Genomic DNA, 14,481 nt, shown 5'->3' on the forward strand with positions numbered 1-14,481 from the left:
GCATGGCTACCACCACTGCATCCGCCAGCAGCGTCGACGTTCTCGACGCGAAGGGCGCCAAGTCCGGCACCGTCGAGCTCCCCGCCGAGCTCTTCGACGTCACGACCAACGTCCCGCTGATCCACCAGGTCGTCGTCGCGCAGCTCGCTGCCGCACGCCAGGGCACGCACAAGGTCAAGGGCCGCGGCGAGGTCTCCGGTGCCGGCCGCAAGCCGTTCAAGCAGAAAGGAACCGGTCGCGCTCGTCAGGGCTCGATCCGCGCTCCTCAGATGACCGGCGGTGGCATCGTCCACGGCCCGACGCCGCGCAACTACTCGCAGCGCACCCCCAAGAAGATGATCGCCGCTGCTCTGCTCGGTGCTCTCTCCGACCGCGCCCGCGGCGCCCGCGTCCACGTCGTCGAGAGCTTCGTCGCCGACGTCGTGTCGACGAAGGTCGCCCTCGAGCTTCTCGCCGGCATCTCGACGAGCAAGCACGTCCTGGTCGTCATCGAGCGCAGCGACGAGCTGACGCAGAAGAGCGTCCGCAACGTCGACGAGGTCCACGTCATCACGTGGGACCAGCTCAACGCCTACGACGTCCTCGTCTCCGACGACATCGTCTTCACCAAGAGCGCTTTCGAGGCCTTCGTGGCCGCGAAGACCAAGAAGGAGGCCACCGCATGAGCGGCATCCACAAAGACCCCCGCGACGTCGTGATCTCGCCGGTCGTCTCCGAGAAGAGCTACTCCCTGATCGACCAGGGCAAGTACACCTTCTTGGTCGACCCCCGCTCGAACAAGACCGAGATCAAGCTCGCCATCGAGAAGATCTTCGACGTCAAGGTCGACAGCATCAACACGCTGAACCGCCCCGGTAAGACGCGTCGGACCAAGTTCGGGATCGGCAAGCGCAAGAGCACCAAGCGCGCCATCGTGACACTCAAGTCGGGTTCCATCGACATCTTCACGGCTGTCGGCTAGGGCTCGGAGGGATAACAAAATGGCTATTCGTAACTACAAGCCCACGACTCCGGGTCGCCGCGGTTCGTCCGTCGCCGACTTCGCCGAGATCACGCGCTCCACTCCGGAGAAGTCGCTGCTGCGTCCGCTCTCGAAGAGCGGTGGCCGCAACAACGCCGGTCGCATCACGACCCGTCACATCGGTGGTGGCCACAAGCGCCAGTACCGTGTCATCGACTTCCGTCGCAACGACAAGGACGGCGTCAACGCGAAGGTCGCTCACATCGAGTACGACCCCAACCGCACCGCTCGTATCGCGCTGCTCCACTTCGTGGACGGCACCAAGCGCTACATCATCGCGCCGAACAAGCTCAGCCAGGGCGACATCGTCGAGTCGGGTCCCTCGGCCGACATCAAGCCGGGCAACAACCTTCCGCTGAAGAACATCCCGGTCGGTACCGTCATCCACGCGATCGAGCTGAAGCCGGGCGGGGGAGCCAAGATGGCTCGTTCCGCCGGTGCCTCGGTTCGTCTCGTCGCGAAGGACGGCCCCTACGCCCAGTTGCGCCTGCCCTCGGGCGAGGTCCGCAACGTCGACGCCCGATGCCGCGCCACCATCGGTGAGGTCGGCAACGCCGAGCAGTCCAACATCAACTGGGGCAAGGCCGGCCGCATGCGCTGGAAAGGCGTTCGCCCGACCGTCCGTGGTGTCGCCATGAACCCGGTCGACCACCCGCACGGTGGTGGTGAGGGCAAGACCTCCGGTGGTCGTCACCCGGTCTCGCCGTGGGGTCAGAAAGAGGGCCGTACGCGCCACCCCAACAAGGAGAGCGACAAGCTCATCGTCCGCCGCCGCAACGCTGGTAAAAAGCGCAAGTAGGAGTTGTAGAAGATGCCACGCAGTCTGAAGAAGGGCCCCTTCGTCGACGACCACCTGCTTCGCAAGGTTGTTGTCCAGAACGAAGCCAACACGAAGAACGTGATCCGCACCTGGTCGCGTCGTTCGATGATCATCCCGAACATGCTCGGCCACACGATCGCCGTGCACGACGGGCGCAAGCACATCCCCGTGTTCGTGACCGAGAGCATGATCGGCCACAAGCTCGGCGAGTTCGCGCCCACCCGCACCTTCCGCGGCCACGTGAAGGACGACAAGAAGGGTCGTCGCCGCTAACGCGGTGACGAAAGGAGGAGAGAAAATGGTGGAGTCGATCGCACGTGTGCGACACATCCGCGTTACGCCTCAGAAGGCCCGTCGCGTCGTCAACCTGATCCGCGGCAAGCAGGCCCTCGAGGCCCTGGCCATCCTGAAGTTCGCGCCCCAGGGCGCCTCTGAGCCCGTCTACAAGCTCGTCGCGTCGGCCATCGCCAACGCCCGGGTCAAGGCGGATGCCCAGAACAGCTACCTCAACGACGAAGACCTCTACGTTTCGAGCGTCTACGTCGACGAGGGTGCCACCCTCAAGCGGTTCCAGCCGCGTGCTCAGGGCCGTGCGTTCCAGATCCTGAAGCGCACCAGCCACATCACGGTCGTCCTCGCGACACCGGAAGAGGCCGAAGCGGCCGCAACGTCGAAGAAGGCGAGCAAGTAATGGGCCAGAAAGTAAACCCGTACGGCTTCCGTCTCGGAATCACCACCGACCACGTGTCGCGCTGGTTCTCCGACAGCACGAAGGCCGGACAGCGCTACAGCGACTACGTCGCCGAAGACATCAAGATCCGCAACCTGCTCAAGACCTCCCTCGACCGCGCCGGCGTGGCCAAGATCGAGATCGAGCGCACCCGCGACCGCGTTCGCGTCGACATCCACACCGCCCGTCCGGGCATCGTGATCGGTCGTCGTGGCGCCGAGGCCGAGCGCATCCGCGCCGACCTCGAGAAGCTCACGGGCAAGCAGATCCAGCTGAACATCCTCGAGGTCAAGAACCCCGAGGCCGAAGCTCAGCTCGTCGCTCAGGGCATCGCCGAGCAGCTCAGCGCTCGCGTGGCTTTCCGCCGCGCCATGCGCAAGGGACTGCAGGGTGCCCAGCGCGCCGGCGCCAAGGGTGTTCGCATCCAGGTCTCGGGTCGCCTCGGCGGCGCCGAGATGAGCCGTTCGGAGTTCTACCGCGAGGGCCGCGTGCCCCTGCACACCCTTCGCGCCAACATCGACTACGGCTTCTACGAGGCCAAGACGACGTTCGGCCGCATCGGTGTGAAGGTCTGGATCTACAAGGGCGACATCACCAACAAAGAGCTCGCGCGTGAGCAGGCGAACCAGAAGTCGTCGCGCCCCGAGCGTCGTAACGACCGTGGCGGAGACCGCGACCGTGGACCCCGTGGTGGCAACACCCGTGCTCCGCAGACGCAGGATGCTCCGGCCACCGCAGGAGCTGAGGCGTAACCATGTTGATTCCCCGTCGTGTCAAGCACCGCAAGCAGCACCACCCCGGCCGTTCCGGCCAGGCGACCGGTGGCACTCGCGTGAGCTTCGGTGAGTACGGCATCCAGGCGCTCACGCCTGCCTACGTCACCAACCGTCAGATCGAGTCCGCTCGTATCGCCATGACCCGTCACATCAAGCGTGGAGGAAAGGTGTGGATCAACATCTACCCCGACCGCCCGCTGACCAAGAAGCCGGCCGAGACCCGCATGGGTTCCGGTAAGGGTTCGCCCGAGTGGTGGGTCGCCAACGTCAAGCCGGGTCGCGTGCTCTTCGAGCTCAGCGGCGTCAGCGAGGAAGTCGCCAAAGAGGCTCTGACTCGCGCAATCCACAAGCTGCCCCTGAAGGCACGCATCATCAAGCGCGAGGAGGGCGACGCATAATGGCGATCGGATCCAAGGAGCTCGCTTCCACCGAGCTCGACACGTTCGAAGACGAGAAACTCGTCGACGAGTTGAAGAAGTCCAAGGAAGAGCTGTTCAATCTGCGCTTCCAGTCCGCCACGGGCCAGCTCGAGAACCACGGCCGCGTGCGCGCCGTGAAGCGCGACATCGCTCGCATCTACACGGTCCTGCGTGAGCGCGAGCTCGGCATCCGTGCCACCCCCGCCCCGGTCGTGGCCGCCCCCAAGGCAGCTGCGAAGAAGTCGACCAAGAAGGCCGCCGCCCCCAAGGCCGCAGCCGACGAGGCACCTGCCACCGAGGCCGCCGACACCGCCGAGGAGACCAAGTAATGGCTACCGAGAAGAAGACCGCGGACGCCTCGACCGAGACTCTCGTCCGCGGCTACCGCAAGACGCGTCGTGGCTACGTCACCAGCGACAAGATGGAGAAGACCATCGTCGTCGAGGTCGAAGACCGCGTGAAGCACCCCTGTACGGCAAGGTCATCCGCCGCACCTCCAAGGTCAAGGTCCACGACGAGGCTAACTCGGCCGGCGTCGGCGACCTGGTCGTCATCAGCGAGACCCGTCCGCTCAGCGCTTCGAAGCGCTGGCGCCTGGTCGAGATCCTCGAGAAGGCGAAGTAGGCCTCGGCCTACTCCAGAAGGAGACAGAAGTGATTCAGCAGGAATCCCGCCTCAAGGTCGCCGACAACACCGGTGCCAAAGAGATCCTCACCATCCGCGTTCTCGGTGGCTCCGGCCGTCGCTACGCCGGCCTCGGCGACGTCATCGTCGCCACGGTGAAGGACGCCATCCCCGGTGGCAACGTGAAGAAGGGTGACGTCGTCAAGGCGGTCATCGTTCGCACCAAGAAAGAGACCCGTCGCACCGACGGCTCCTACATCAAGTTCGACGAGAACGCCGCAGTGATCCTGAAGGCTGACGGAGACCCTCGCGGTACCCGCATCTTCGGACCGGTCGGTCGCGAACTCCGCGACAAGAAGTTCATGAAGATCATCTCGCTGGCGCCGGAGGTTATCTAAGTCATGGCAAACATCAAGAAGGGTGACCTGGTTCAGGTCATCTCCGGGCCCACGCAGGCTCGCGGCGGAGACCGCGGCAAGCAGGGCAAGGTCATCGAGGTGCTCAAGGCCGAAGACCGCGTCGTCGTGGAGGGTGTCAACTTCGTCACCAAGCACGTCCGCGTCGGTCAGACCCAGCGCGGCACCAAGACCGGTGGCATCGAGACGCACGAGGCTCCCATCCACGTGTCGAACGTGCAACTGGTCGACCCCAAGAGCAAGAAGCCGACCCGCGTCGGTTTCCGCGAAGACAAGGTCACGAAGGACGGCGTCACCAAGACGGTCCGCGTTCGTTACGCCAAGAAGTCGGGTGAGGACCTCTGATGACTGACACCACCGCCCTGCAGGCTGGCACAAACCAGCCGCGCCTCAAGGCCAAATACCAGGCGGAGATCCTTCCGCAGCTGAAGAGCGACTTCGGCTTCACGAACGTGCACCAGGTGCCCGGACTCGTGAAGATCGTCGTCAACACGGGTGTCGGCGAGGCTGCTCGCGACTCCAAGGTCATGGATGGCGCGGTCAAAGACCTCACCGCCATCACCGGCCAGAAGCCGCAGGTCACCAAGGCCCGCAAGTCGATCGCTCAGTTCAAGCTGCGCGAGGGTCAGCCCATCGGCGCTCACGTCACGCTTCGTGGCGACCGCGCCTGGGAGTTCCTCGACCGCCTGCTGTCGCTCGCTCTTCCCCGTATCCGTGACTTCCGCGGTCTCAGCGACCGCCAGTTCGACGGAAACGGCAACTACACGTTCGGTCTCAACGAGCAGAGCATGTTCCACGAGATCGATCAGGACCGCATCGACCGCGTCCGTGGCTTCGACATCACCGTCGTGACCACGGCCAAGAACGACGACGAGGGCCGGGCTCTGCTCAAGGCTCTCGGATTCCCGTTCCGCGCGGCCGACCAGGCCAACTAAGATCGTTCGGTCGGACACTTCGCTTTCTGGAGTGTCCGGCCGTCCTTCCGTGTTCGGAGAACCGCTTCGAACCACCCCGATCGCTCAGGTCGGCTCCCGGTGTACCGGAAGCCGAAACCAGGCGAGAAAGTGATCAAATCGCATGACGATGACAGATCCGGTCGCAGACCTGCTGACCAGACTGCGCAACGCGAACTCGGCGTTCCACGAAACCGTGTCGCTGCCGAGCTCCAAGCTCAAGTCCCACATCGCCGAGATCCTCAAGAAAGAGGGTTTCATCGACGGTTGGAAGGTCGAAGACGCTCGCGTCGGTCAGACCCTCACCATCGACCTCAAGTACGGCCCCGCCCGTGAGCGCTCCATCGTGGGCATCAAGCGCGTGTCCAAGCCGGGCCTCCGCGTCTACGCGAAGTCGACCGAGATCCCTCAGGTTCTCGGCGGTCTCGGCGTGGCCATCCTGTCGACTTCCTCGGGTCTGCTGACCGACCGCGAGGCCGAGCAGAAGGGCGTGGGTGGGGAAGTCCTCGCCTACGTGTGGTAACCCGCCATGTCACGAATCGGACGACTCCCCATTCCGATCCCTGCCGGGGTCGATGTGAAGATCGACGGCCAGGCCGTCACCGTCAAGGGCCCGAAGGGTGAGCTCGCGCTCGTCGTCGCCAGCCCCATCGAGGCCAAGATCGAGGAGGGCACCGTTCTGGTGACCCGTCCCGACGACGAGCGCTCTTCGCGCTCGCTGCACGGCCTCACCCGCACGCTCATCGCGAACCAGATCATCGGCGTCACCCAGGGTTACTCCAAGGGGCTCGAGATCGTCGGTACCGGTTACCGCGTTCAGGCCAAGGGCTCGAACATCGAGTTCGCCCTCGGCTACTCCCACCCCATCACCGTCGAGCCGCCCACGGGCATCAGCTTCACGGTCGAGGGCAACAACAAGCTCACCGTCACCGGCATCGACAAGCAGGCGGTCGGCGAAGTCGCTGCCAACATCCGCAAGCTGCGCAAGCCCGAGCCCTACAAGGGCAAGGGTGTGCGCTACGCCGGCGAAGTTGTCCGCCGCAAGGCCGGAAAGTCAGGTAAGTAATCATGGGTCTCGGAACCAGAGGTAAGAGCAAGTCGGCCGCTACGAGCCGCCGTCACACTCGCCTGCGCAAGAAGATCGCGGGCACCGAACTCCGCCCGCGTCTCGTCGTCAACCGTTCGGCACGTCACGTGTTCGTCCAGGTCGTCGACGACAGCAAGGGCCACACCGTCGCCAGCGCATCGACCCTCGAGGCCGACCTGCGCACGTTCGACGGTGACAAGACTGCCAAGGCCAAGAAGGTCGGCGAACTCGTCGCCGAGCGTGCCAAGGCTGCCGGAATCGAAGCGGTCGTGTTCGACCGCGGTGGTAACAAGTACGCCGGACGCGTCGCGGCTATTGCCGAGGGCGCCCGGGAAGGTGGGTTGGACCTGTGAGCGACGAAACGAACAAGACGCCGGAGGTGGCGGCCGAGGCCGTCGTCGACCGCCCCGTCGAGACGGCTGCCGGCTCGGAGTCGAACAACCGCGAAGGCGCCAACGCCGGTCGTACCGACCGTCGCGGTGGCAACGGCCGCGGTGACCGCAACCAGGGTCGTGGCGGTCGTGACGACCGCGACAAGAGCCAGTTCCTCGAGCGCGTCGTCACCATCAACCGCGTCTCCAAGGTCGTCAAGGGTGGTCGTCGCTTCAGCTTCACCGCTCTCGTCGTCGTCGGCGACGGAAACGGTCTCGTCGGTGTCGGCTACGGCAAGGCCCGCGAGGTCCCCACGGCCATCTCGAAGGGTGTCGAGGAGGCGAAGAAGAACTTCTTCCGCGTCCCCCGCATCGCCAACACGATCCCGCACCCCGTCCAGGGTGAGGCTGCGGCAGGCGTCGTCCTGCTGCGTCCCGCTGCGGCCGGTACCGGTGTCATCGCCGGTGGTCCCGTCCGCGCCGTGCTCGAGTGCGCCGGCATCCACGACGTCCTGAGCAAGTCGCTCGGGTCGTCGAACACCATCAACATCGTGCACGCGACCGTCGCGGCGCTGCAGCAGCTGGAAGAGCCTCGCGCCGTCGCGGCTCGCCGTGGTCTGGACATCGACCACGTCGCTCCGGCCCGTCTGCTTCGCGTCGAGGCCGAGGCTCGCGCCGCAGCAACTGAGAAGGCAGGTGCCTGATGGCTCAGCTCCGCGTAACTCAGATCAAGTCCAAAATTAGCGAGAAGCAGAACCAGCGCGACACGCTGCGGAGCTTGGGTCTCAAGCGAATCGGCCAGACGGTCGTTCGCCCGGACGACAAGCAGAACCGTGGTTACGTCGTGACGGTCGCTCACCTCGTCAAGGTCGAGGAGATTGACTAATGGCTGACGAGAAGACAGAAGCCACCACGAAGGCTGCTGCCCCCAAGGCTGCAGCCAAGAAGCCGGCCACCAAGGCGACTTCGACCAAGGCTGCGGCCTCGAAGTCCGAGACCTCGGACGTCGCTCGCCCCCAGATCCTCAAGGTCCACCACCTTCGCCCGGCTCCCGGTGCCAAGAAGGCGAAGATGCGCGTGGGTCGCGGTGAGGGCTCGAAGGGCAAGACCGCCGGTCGCGGCACCAAGGGCACGAAGGCCCGTTACTCGGTCAAGGTCGGTTTCGAGGGTGGGCAGATGCCTCTGCACATGCGCACCCCGAAGCTGCGCGGGTTCAAGAACCCGTTCCGCGTCGAGTACCAGGTCGTCAACCTCGAGAAGCTGGCCGACCTCTACCCCAAGGGCGGTGAGGTCACCGTGAGCGACCTGGTCGCCAAGGGGGCCGTTCGCAAGAACGAGAAGGTCAAGGTTCTGGGAGGCGGCGATCTCGCCGTCAAGCTCACCGTCGTCGTCGACAAGGTCTCCGGCTCTGCCGAAGAGAAGATCGTCGCCGCGGGCGGAACCGTCACCAAGTAATACCTGAGAGGGTGGCCCGGAAGGGCCACCCTCATCAGTCGTCTATCCTCATTACCGGGAGGCCTTCGTGTTCAGAGCTGTTGCGAGAATTTTCCGCACACCCGACCTTCGGCGAAAGATCGGGTTCACGCTCGGCATCATCGCGCTCTTCCGACTCGGGTCGTTCATCCCCTCGCCGTTCGTCGACTACTCGAACGTCCAGACGTGTCTGGCCGGCAACCAGTCGACATCGGGCCTCTACGAGCTCGTCAACCTGTTCTCCGGTGGCGCGCTCCTCCAACTCTCGGTCTTCGCGCTGGGCATCATGCCCTACATCACGTCGTCGATCATCGTGCAGCTGCTCCGCGTGGTCATCCCCCACTTCGACGCTCTCTACAAAGAGGGCCAGTCGGGCCAGGCCAAGCTGACGCAGTACACGCGTTACCTCACCATCGCCCTGGGCATCCTGCAGTCGACGACCCTCATCACCGTCGCGCGGTCCGGCGCCCTGTTCGGCTCCTCCACCGTCTCCGAGTGCAGCCAGCTGATCACGAACAACGCCTGGTACGCGATCCTGCTCATGGTCATCACCATGACCGCCGGTACGGGCCTCATCATGTGGATGGGCGAGCTCATCACCGAGCGCGGTATCGGCAACGGCATGTCGATCCTGATCTTCACGTCGATCGCCGCCAAGTTCCCCACCGCCCTCTGGGCCATCGAGCAGGCCAAGAGCTTCGAGATCTTCCTGATGGTCATCGTGGTCGGAATCGTGATCATGGGGCTCGTGGTCTTCGTCGAGCAATCGCAGAGACGGATACCCGTGCAATACGCCAAGCGGATGGTCGGGAGGCGGACGTACGGCGGCAACAACACGTACATCCCGATCAAGGTCAACATGGCTGGCGTCGTGCCGGTCATCTTCGCCTCGTCGCTGCTGTACCTGCCGGCTCTCGTGGCGCAGTTCAACACGCCGTCCGACGGCTCCGCGCCGGCCGGCTGGGTCACCTGGGTCCAGACGAACCTGACCTCGGGCGACAAGCCGCTCTACATGCTCCTGTACTTCCTGCTCATCATTGGCTTCACCTACTTCTACGTGGCGATCACGTTCAATCCAGAAGAGGTCGCCGACAACATGAAGAAGTACGGCGGGTTCATCCCCGGCATCCGCGCCGGGCGGCCGACCGCCGACTACCTCGACTACGTCCTCACCCGCGTGACCCTGCCGGGTTCGCTCTACCTGGGGCTGGTCGCACTCATCCCTCTGATCGCCCTGGCCACGGTCGGTGCGAACCAGAACTTCCCCTTCGGAGGAGCGAGCATCCTGATCATCGTCGGTGTCGGTCTCGAGACCGTGAAGCAGGTCGATTCCCAGCTGCAGCAGCGTCACTACGAGGGGCTCCTGCGATGACGGGCGGTGCGCTGCAGGGCGCGCGCCTGCTCATCGTCGGCCCTCCCGGGGCCGGCAAGGGCACCCAGGCCGGCAGGATCGCCGAATCGTACGGGATCCCCGCGATCTCGACCGGCGACATCTTCCGTGCCAACGTCAAGAACGAGACGCCCCTCGGCCTCCAGGTCAAGGCCATCATGGCGGCCGGCGACTACGTACCCGACTCGCTCACCAACGAGCTGATCGAAGACCGCCTCGGCCAGGCCGACGCCGTGAACGGCTTCTTGCTCGACGGCTACCCGCGCACCGCCGACCAGGTGGCCTTCCTCGACTCGCTTCTCGCGGGCAAGGGTGAAGAACTCACGGCCGTCGTGCAGCTCGTGGCCGACCGCGACGAGATCGTCGAGCGACTGCGCAAGCGCGCGCTCGAGCAGGGCCGCAGCGACGACACCGAAGAGGCCATCCGTCACCGCCAAGACGTCTACCTCCGCGAGACGGGGCCCCTGATCGCCGAGTACGGCGACCGCGGCCTGCTGCTCGAGGTCGACGGGCTCGGCACCGTCGACGAGGTCGCAGCGCGAGTCGACGACGCCCTCTCGTCGCGCGGCATCCGCCCCGCGGCCGCGGCCTAGAACTCCCGCGTGGCCTTCCGCCGGTCGGGGATCTACAAGACCCCCGACGAACTCCGCAGGATGCTCCGTCCCGGCCTGCTCACCGAAGCCTCGCTCGATGCGGTCGCCGCCGCCATCCGGCCGGGCATCACCACCGCCGAGCTCGACGCGATCGCGGAGAAGACGATCCGCGACGGCGGCGGAGAACCCAACTTCATGCTCGTCCCCGGCTACCACAAGACGCTCTGCGTCTCGGTGAACGACGACGTCGTGCACGGGATCCCCGGCGATCGGGTGCTCGTGGCCGGCGACATCGTGTCCGTCGACAGCGGGGCCCAGTTCGAGGAGTGGAACGGCGACAGCGCGCGCACGTTCGTCGTGGACGATCCCGCGGATCCTGCTCGCTTCGCCGCCCGCCAGCATCTCAACGAGGTGACCGAGCAGTCCCTCTGGCACGGCATCGCCGCACTGGCGACGGCCAAGCACCTCAACCAGGTCGGTGAAGCCATCGAAGACTTCATCGAGTCGCAGGGCGACTTCGGGATCCTCGAAGACTATGTCGGGCACGGAATCGGCCGGTCGATGCACGAAGATCCGCCCGTGTTCAACTACCGCGTGCGCGGCAACGGCCCGGCCGTCAAGCCCGGGCTGGTCGTGGCGATCGAGCCCATGGTCACCGCGGGCGGCATCGACACGTTCACGCAGGACGACGAGTGGACCGTCACGACGCGCGACGGCTCGGACGCCGCCCACTGGGAGCACTCGGTCGCTGTGCACTCCGGCGGCATCTGGGTGCTCACGGCCTCCGACGGCGGCGCCGAGAAGCTCGCGCCCCTCGGCATCCGCCCCGTCCCCGTTCCCTAGCTGGCGTCCGTCACATCGCCCTAGCCGTTGCCGACCGAGCAGGTCGCCTCGGAGGCGGCCTGGCCGGTGATGGTCGACGGGAGCGTCGACGTGCCGGACGTCGGCGTCGGCGTTGCCGCCGAAGAACCCGACGACGACGGGGAGGCGCTCGATGACGGGGAGGCGCTCGGTGACGGCGAGGCGGTCGACGTCGACGAACCGGAGACCTGGGACGCCCTTCCGACGCTGTCCGCACCGAGGACGAACTTCGTGTCGTGCTGCAGATCCGTGTTCAGCACCGTCGCGGCCGAGCTGTCGGCCACCACGCGGTTCGCGTTGGCCGGATCGGTAGCGGTCGGGTATTGCACGAACAGCACCTTCGACAGGTCGATGTTCTTGAGGGCCAGGCCGAGCTCGACCATCGTGTCGGTATCGCTCAGACTCTTCGAGAGGGTCATGTTCTTCACGGCGGCCGAGGCCAGGCCGTACAACTTCACGGGGTTTCCGAGCGTGCCGCCCGAGACGATTTTCCGCATCATGGCAGAGAGGAAGACCTGCTGGGACGAGATGCGCGCGAGGTCGCTGCCGTCACCGACGCCGTGCCGCGTGCGCAAGAACTGCAGTGCCTGCAACCCCTGGAGGGTGTGGTCGCCGGCGGAGAGCACGAGACCGGAGTCGGAATCGTCGATCGCCTTGGCGACGCAGACGTCGACTCCGCCGATCGCGTTCGACATCTCGATCACGCCGTCGAAGGTGATCTCGGCGGCGTAGGGGATCGACAGCCCGGTCATCGACTCGACCGTGGCGACGGTGCAGCCGAGCCCTTCTCCGAGAGTCGTGTTGAATTGCTGGTAATCCGCTGCAGGGAACGTGGCGCCGTTCGTTCCGGTGCAGGACGGCAGGTCGACCATCAGGTCGCGCGGGAACGAGACGGCGGTCATCTGCTTGTGATCGGCCGACAGGTGGATGAGGATCGTGACGTCGTTGCGGCTCCCGTCGGCGACACCCGCCGCCACCTGCGACTGGCCCACCCGGGTGTCGCTTCCGACGAGCAGGATGTTCGCTCCGCCGGCGATCGCGCCGATCGAGGTGCTCTCGGCGATCCTGTCGTCCTTCGCGCCGATCGAAACACTCTTGATCTGGGATTTAAGCGTGATTCCGGCGTACGCCGCGACGCTTCCGACGCTGACGACGGACACCGCCAGGGCCACGCCCACGAGGAGTGCGACGAACCGCACCGGGCCGCTTCGGGGCAGTCGCCCGTGACGGGCGACGCCCGGTTGGGCAGGATTTCGACGGCTCGAACGTTCTCCGGGCACGGGTCTCTCTTTCGGGCTTTCGGCATCGGGAAGACGCAACGCGAACGACGGCGTGTCGAGTTGACCCGCCGGGTTGGCAAACTATAGCCCCATCGCATAAGATCGATCTTTGGTGTCCCAGGCCCGCTTTCTGCGTGCCGTCGTGGTCCCGATTCGCCGAGGCGATCGTGATCCTGTGGCTACCATTCCCCGCAAGACCAACACAACCAATTTTTAGCGACAGTGAGGCTATGGCCAAAAAAGACGGTGTCATCGAAATCGAAGGCGCAGTGGTCGAAGCGCTGCCCAACGCGATGTTTCGCGTTGAGCTGAGCAACGGACACAAAGTTCTCGCTCACATCTCCGGAAAGATGCGTCAGCACTACATCCGCATCCTCCCCGAAGACCGTGTGATCGTCGAGCTGAGCCCCTACGACCTGACCCGCGGCCGGATCGTCTACCGCTACAAGTAGGGCGTGCTGGAAAGGAACGGCCCGACGCACCCGTCGGGCACGAGGCCAGCGAGTCAAAAGGAAACAACATGAAGGTCAAGCCCAGCGTCAAGCCCATCTGCGAGCACTGCAAGGTGATTCGCCGTAACGGCCGCGTCATGGTCATCTGCAACAGCAACCCGCGCCACAAGCAGCGCCAGGGCTGATTCTCGTCTGAGAATCCTGTTCCAGAGCAACACCAGCTCCACCGGCAACACCCCAAGCAGCACCAGATCCGCAGGATCCCGAGACGGTCACCGTCGAGGGGCCGCGAGGACACCCAGGGCGGAGGCCCTGGCACCGGCGCTGTGACACACCTCCACCATCTCTCAAGGAGAAGCCACAATGGCACGTCTAGCAGGCGTTGACATCCCGCGCGACAAGCGCGTGGAAGTCGCACTGACCTACATCTACGGAGTCGGCCGCACGCGCGCGCTGAAGACTCTCGCCGAGACCTCGATCGACGGCAACATCCGCGTCAAAGACCTGAGCGACGACCAGCTCGTCCTGCTCCGCGACTACATCGAGGGCAACTTCAAGGTAGAGGGTGACCTCCGCCGCGAGGTCGCCGCCGACATCCGCCGCAAGGTCGAGATCGGCAGCTACGAGGGCATCCGCCACCGTCGCGGTCTGCCCGTCCGCGGCCAGCGCACCAAGACGAACGCTCGCACCCGCAAGGGCCCGAAGCGCACCGTCGCCGGCAAGAAGAAGGCTCGATAGGCCCGGCGCCCGCCGTAGCCATCTAGGTTGTAGGAGAAAAAATTGGCAGCACCGAAGTCGGCCGCGCGTAAGCCCCGCCGTAAAGAGAAGAAGAACGTCGCCGTGGGCCAGGCCCACATCAAGTCGACGTTCAACAACACCATCGTTTCGATCACCGACCCGTCCGGGGCCGTGCTGAGCTGGGCTTCGTCCGGCGCGGTCGGCTTCAAGGGCTCGCGCAAGTCGACCCCGTTCGCGGCGCAGCTCGCCGCCGAGTCGGCTGCGCGTCAGGCGCAGGAGCACGGCGTCAAGAAGGTCGACGTGTTCGTGAAGGGCCCGGGTTCCGGGCGCGAGACCGCGATCCGCTCCTCCAGGCCGCCGGCCTCGAGGTGGGTTCGATCAACGACGTCACGCCGCAGGCGCACAACGGTTGCCGCCCGCCGAAGCGCCGTCGCGTCTGATCCGACGCGCGCTTCGCGCTGGTGCTGAAGGCGGGGG

The 14,481-nt window shown here is 65.4% G+C and carries 25 protein-coding genes and 1 pseudogene; 25 read left to right on the forward strand and 1 reads right to left on the reverse strand.

Going from position 1 to position 14,481, the window contains the following annotated elements; translation table 11 throughout:
- Positions 1 to 2: 2 nt before the first annotated feature.
- The 21 genes from rplD to map all read left to right on the forward strand — a co-directional run bounded on the left by rplD (position 3) and on the right by map (position 11,516).
- The gene (gene rplD / locus QUE79_RS06405) at positions 3 to 665 is read left to right on the forward strand and encodes a 50S ribosomal protein L4 (protein ID WP_286345943.1); all 663 of its coding nucleotides are present in this window, start codon (positions 3 to 5) and stop codon (positions 663 to 665) included.
- Positions 662 to 961 carry a 50S ribosomal protein L23 gene (rplW, locus tag QUE79_RS06410; RefSeq protein ID WP_055964972.1) on the forward strand — a complete coding sequence of 100 codons (300 nt, stop codon included), beginning with the start codon at positions 662 to 664 and terminating at the stop codon, positions 959 to 961. The genes rplD and rplW overlap by 4 nt, the downstream gene beginning before the upstream one ends.
- Positions 962 to 980: 19 nt before the next feature.
- Complete coding sequence (gene rplB, locus QUE79_RS06415) at positions 981 to 1,820, forward strand: 50S ribosomal protein L2 (protein WP_286345944.1); 840 nt, start codon at positions 981 to 983, stop codon at positions 1,818 to 1,820.
- A gap of 12 nt (positions 1,821 to 1,832) precedes the next feature.
- Positions 1,833 to 2,114, forward strand: coding sequence for a 30S ribosomal protein S19 (rpsS, locus tag QUE79_RS06420; RefSeq protein ID WP_055964978.1), 282 nt, complete (start codon positions 1,833 to 1,835; stop codon positions 2,112 to 2,114).
- 25 nt (positions 2,115 to 2,139) lie between these two features.
- Complete coding sequence (rplV, locus tag QUE79_RS06425; protein ID WP_286345945.1) at positions 2,140 to 2,532, forward strand: 50S ribosomal protein L22; 393 nt, start codon at positions 2,140 to 2,142, stop codon at positions 2,530 to 2,532.
- Entirely contained in the window at positions 2,532 to 3,323 is a 792-nt protein-coding gene (gene rpsC, locus QUE79_RS06430) for a 30S ribosomal protein S3 (protein WP_286345946.1), read from the forward strand. The genes rplV and rpsC overlap by 1 nt, the downstream gene beginning before the upstream one ends.
- Positions 3,324 to 3,325: 2 nt before the next feature.
- Positions 3,326 to 3,745 (forward strand): 50S ribosomal protein L16, encoded by a 420-nt coding sequence (gene rplP, locus QUE79_RS06435; protein WP_055964987.1) that lies wholly within the window; start codon positions 3,326 to 3,328, stop codon positions 3,743 to 3,745.
- The gene (rpmC, locus tag QUE79_RS06440; RefSeq protein WP_286345947.1) at positions 3,745 to 4,095 is read left to right on the forward strand and encodes a 50S ribosomal protein L29; all 351 of its coding nucleotides are present in this window, start codon (positions 3,745 to 3,747) and stop codon (positions 4,093 to 4,095) included. Before rplP ends, rpmC begins: the two co-directional genes overlap by 1 nt.
- Entirely contained in the window at positions 4,055 to 4,390 is a 336-nt protein-coding gene (locus tag QUE79_RS06445; RefSeq protein ID WP_350271746.1) for a small ribosomal subunit protein uS17, read from the forward strand. The genes rpmC and QUE79_RS06445 overlap by 41 nt, the downstream gene beginning before the upstream one ends.
- Positions 4,391 to 4,419: 29 nt before the next feature.
- Complete coding sequence (gene rplN / locus QUE79_RS06450; RefSeq protein WP_286345948.1) at positions 4,420 to 4,788, forward strand: 50S ribosomal protein L14; 369 nt, start codon at positions 4,420 to 4,422, stop codon at positions 4,786 to 4,788.
- Positions 4,789 to 4,791: 3 nt separating this feature from the next.
- On the forward strand, positions 4,792 to 5,151 hold the full coding sequence (rplX, locus tag QUE79_RS06455) for a 50S ribosomal protein L24 (protein ID WP_286345949.1): 360 nt from the start codon (positions 4,792 to 4,794) through the stop codon (positions 5,149 to 5,151).
- Positions 5,151 to 5,741, forward strand: a complete 591-nt coding sequence (rplE, locus tag QUE79_RS06460) for a 50S ribosomal protein L5 (RefSeq protein WP_286345950.1) — start codon at positions 5,151 to 5,153, stop codon at positions 5,739 to 5,741. Before rplX ends, rplE begins: the two co-directional genes overlap by 1 nt.
- Before the next feature lie 142 nt (positions 5,742 to 5,883).
- Positions 5,884 to 6,282 carry a 30S ribosomal protein S8 gene (rpsH, locus tag QUE79_RS06465; protein ID WP_286345951.1) on the forward strand — a complete coding sequence of 133 codons (399 nt, stop codon included), beginning with the start codon at positions 5,884 to 5,886 and terminating at the stop codon, positions 6,280 to 6,282.
- A 6-nt stretch (positions 6,283 to 6,288) separates the two neighbouring features.
- Positions 6,289 to 6,825 (forward strand): 50S ribosomal protein L6, encoded by a 537-nt coding sequence (rplF, locus tag QUE79_RS06470; RefSeq protein ID WP_286345952.1) that lies wholly within the window; start codon positions 6,289 to 6,291, stop codon positions 6,823 to 6,825.
- Positions 6,826 to 6,827: 2 nt separating this feature from the next.
- Complete coding sequence (rplR, locus tag QUE79_RS06475; protein ID WP_286345953.1) at positions 6,828 to 7,199, forward strand: 50S ribosomal protein L18; 372 nt, start codon at positions 6,828 to 6,830, stop codon at positions 7,197 to 7,199.
- A complete protein-coding gene (rpsE, locus tag QUE79_RS06480) occupies positions 7,196 to 7,921 on the forward strand; it encodes a 30S ribosomal protein S5 (protein ID WP_286345954.1) in 726 nt (241 codons plus the stop codon). The genes rplR and rpsE overlap by 4 nt, the downstream gene beginning before the upstream one ends.
- On the forward strand, positions 7,921 to 8,103 hold the full coding sequence (gene rpmD, locus QUE79_RS06485) for a 50S ribosomal protein L30 (protein WP_194600685.1): 183 nt from the start codon (positions 7,921 to 7,923) through the stop codon (positions 8,101 to 8,103). The genes rpsE and rpmD overlap by 1 nt, the downstream gene beginning before the upstream one ends.
- Positions 8,103 to 8,672 carry a 50S ribosomal protein L15 gene (rplO, locus tag QUE79_RS06490; RefSeq protein ID WP_286345955.1) on the forward strand — a complete coding sequence of 190 codons (570 nt, stop codon included), beginning with the start codon at positions 8,103 to 8,105 and terminating at the stop codon, positions 8,670 to 8,672. Before rpmD ends, rplO begins: the two co-directional genes overlap by 1 nt.
- Positions 8,673 to 8,739: 67 nt before the next feature.
- The gene (secY, locus tag QUE79_RS06495) at positions 8,740 to 10,062 is read left to right on the forward strand and encodes a preprotein translocase subunit SecY (protein WP_286345956.1); all 1,323 of its coding nucleotides are present in this window, start codon (positions 8,740 to 8,742) and stop codon (positions 10,060 to 10,062) included.
- On the forward strand, positions 10,059 to 10,673 hold the full coding sequence (locus QUE79_RS06500) for an adenylate kinase (RefSeq protein ID WP_286345957.1): 615 nt from the start codon (positions 10,059 to 10,061) through the stop codon (positions 10,671 to 10,673). The genes secY and QUE79_RS06500 overlap by 4 nt, the downstream gene beginning before the upstream one ends.
- A gap of 9 nt (positions 10,674 to 10,682) precedes the next feature.
- Complete coding sequence (map, locus tag QUE79_RS06505; RefSeq protein ID WP_286345958.1) at positions 10,683 to 11,516, forward strand: type I methionyl aminopeptidase; 834 nt, start codon at positions 10,683 to 10,685, stop codon at positions 11,514 to 11,516.
- A gap of 20 nt (positions 11,517 to 11,536) precedes the next feature.
- Here the strand turns inward: map and QUE79_RS06510 are convergent, their stop codons facing one another.
- Positions 11,537 to 12,733 carry an LCP family protein gene (locus QUE79_RS06510; protein WP_286345959.1) on the reverse strand — a complete coding sequence of 399 codons (1,197 nt, stop codon included), beginning with the start codon at positions 12,731 to 12,733 and terminating at the stop codon, positions 11,537 to 11,539.
- Between the two features lie 311 nt (positions 12,734 to 13,044).
- On the opposite strand from QUE79_RS06510, the gene infA reads away from it, so the two are divergent.
- The 4 genes and pseudogenes from infA (at position 13,045) to rpsK (ending at position 14,444) form a co-directional block, all read left to right on the forward strand.
- Positions 13,045 to 13,266: a translation initiation factor IF-1 gene (gene infA, locus QUE79_RS06515; protein ID WP_055965022.1), complete on the forward strand. Its 222-nt coding sequence runs from the start codon at positions 13,045 to 13,047 to the stop codon at positions 13,264 to 13,266.
- Positions 13,267 to 13,334: 68 nt separating this feature from the next.
- Positions 13,335 to 13,451 carry a 50S ribosomal protein L36 gene (rpmJ, locus tag QUE79_RS06520; RefSeq protein WP_286345960.1) on the forward strand — a complete coding sequence of 39 codons (117 nt, stop codon included), beginning with the start codon at positions 13,335 to 13,337 and terminating at the stop codon, positions 13,449 to 13,451.
- A gap of 178 nt (positions 13,452 to 13,629) precedes the next feature.
- Entirely contained in the window at positions 13,630 to 14,004 is a 375-nt protein-coding gene (gene rpsM, locus QUE79_RS06525; protein ID WP_286345961.1) for a 30S ribosomal protein S13, read from the forward strand.
- A 42-nt stretch (positions 14,005 to 14,046) separates the two neighbouring features.
- Positions 14,047 to 14,444, forward strand: a pseudogene (rpsK, locus tag QUE79_RS06530) (30S ribosomal protein S11).
- Positions 14,445 to 14,481 lie beyond the last annotated feature (37 nt).

The sequence above is a fragment of the Frondihabitans sucicola genome (assembly GCF_030296615.1).
Lineage (GTDB): Bacteria > Actinomycetota > Actinomycetes > Actinomycetales > Microbacteriaceae > Frondihabitans > Frondihabitans sucicola.

Bases quoted from the DNA above. Each gene is read 5' to 3' on its own strand.
- rplD (WP_286345943.1), top strand. From the start codon at position 3: ATGGCTACCACCACTGCATCCGCCAGCAGCGTCGACGTTCTCGACGCG.
- rplW (WP_055964972.1), top strand. From the start codon at position 662: ATGAGCGGCATCCACAAAGACCCCCGCGACGTCGTGATCTCGCCGGTC.
- rplB (WP_286345944.1), top strand. From the start codon at position 981: ATGGCTATTCGTAACTACAAGCCCACGACTCCGGGTCGCCGCGGTTCG.
- rpsS (WP_055964978.1), top strand. From the start codon at position 1,833: ATGCCACGCAGTCTGAAGAAGGGCCCCTTCGTCGACGACCACCTGCTT.
- rplV (WP_286345945.1), top strand. From the start codon at position 2,140: ATGGTGGAGTCGATCGCACGTGTGCGACACATCCGCGTTACGCCTCAG.
- rpsC (WP_286345946.1), top strand. From the start codon at position 2,532: ATGGGCCAGAAAGTAAACCCGTACGGCTTCCGTCTCGGAATCACCACC.
- rplP (WP_055964987.1), top strand. From the start codon at position 3,326: ATGTTGATTCCCCGTCGTGTCAAGCACCGCAAGCAGCACCACCCCGGC.
- rpmC (WP_286345947.1), top strand. From the start codon at position 3,745: ATGGCGATCGGATCCAAGGAGCTCGCTTCCACCGAGCTCGACACGTTC.
- rplX (WP_286345949.1), top strand. From the start codon at position 4,792: ATGGCAAACATCAAGAAGGGTGACCTGGTTCAGGTCATCTCCGGGCCC.
- rplE (WP_286345950.1), top strand. From the start codon at position 5,151: ATGACTGACACCACCGCCCTGCAGGCTGGCACAAACCAGCCGCGCCTC.
- rpsH (WP_286345951.1), top strand. From the start codon at position 5,884: ATGACGATGACAGATCCGGTCGCAGACCTGCTGACCAGACTGCGCAAC.
- rplF (WP_286345952.1), top strand. From the start codon at position 6,289: ATGTCACGAATCGGACGACTCCCCATTCCGATCCCTGCCGGGGTCGAT.
- rplR (WP_286345953.1), top strand. From the start codon at position 6,828: ATGGGTCTCGGAACCAGAGGTAAGAGCAAGTCGGCCGCTACGAGCCGC.
- rpmD (WP_194600685.1), top strand. From the start codon at position 7,921: ATGGCTCAGCTCCGCGTAACTCAGATCAAGTCCAAAATTAGCGAGAAG.
- rplO (WP_286345955.1), top strand. From the start codon at position 8,103: ATGGCTGACGAGAAGACAGAAGCCACCACGAAGGCTGCTGCCCCCAAG.
- QUE79_RS06500 (WP_286345957.1), top strand. From the start codon at position 10,059: ATGACGGGCGGTGCGCTGCAGGGCGCGCGCCTGCTCATCGTCGGCCCT.
- infA (WP_055965022.1), top strand. From the start codon at position 13,045: ATGGCCAAAAAAGACGGTGTCATCGAAATCGAAGGCGCAGTGGTCGAA.
- rpmJ (WP_286345960.1), top strand. From the start codon at position 13,335: ATGAAGGTCAAGCCCAGCGTCAAGCCCATCTGCGAGCACTGCAAGGTG.
- rpsM (WP_286345961.1), top strand. From the start codon at position 13,630: ATGGCACGTCTAGCAGGCGTTGACATCCCGCGCGACAAGCGCGTGGAA.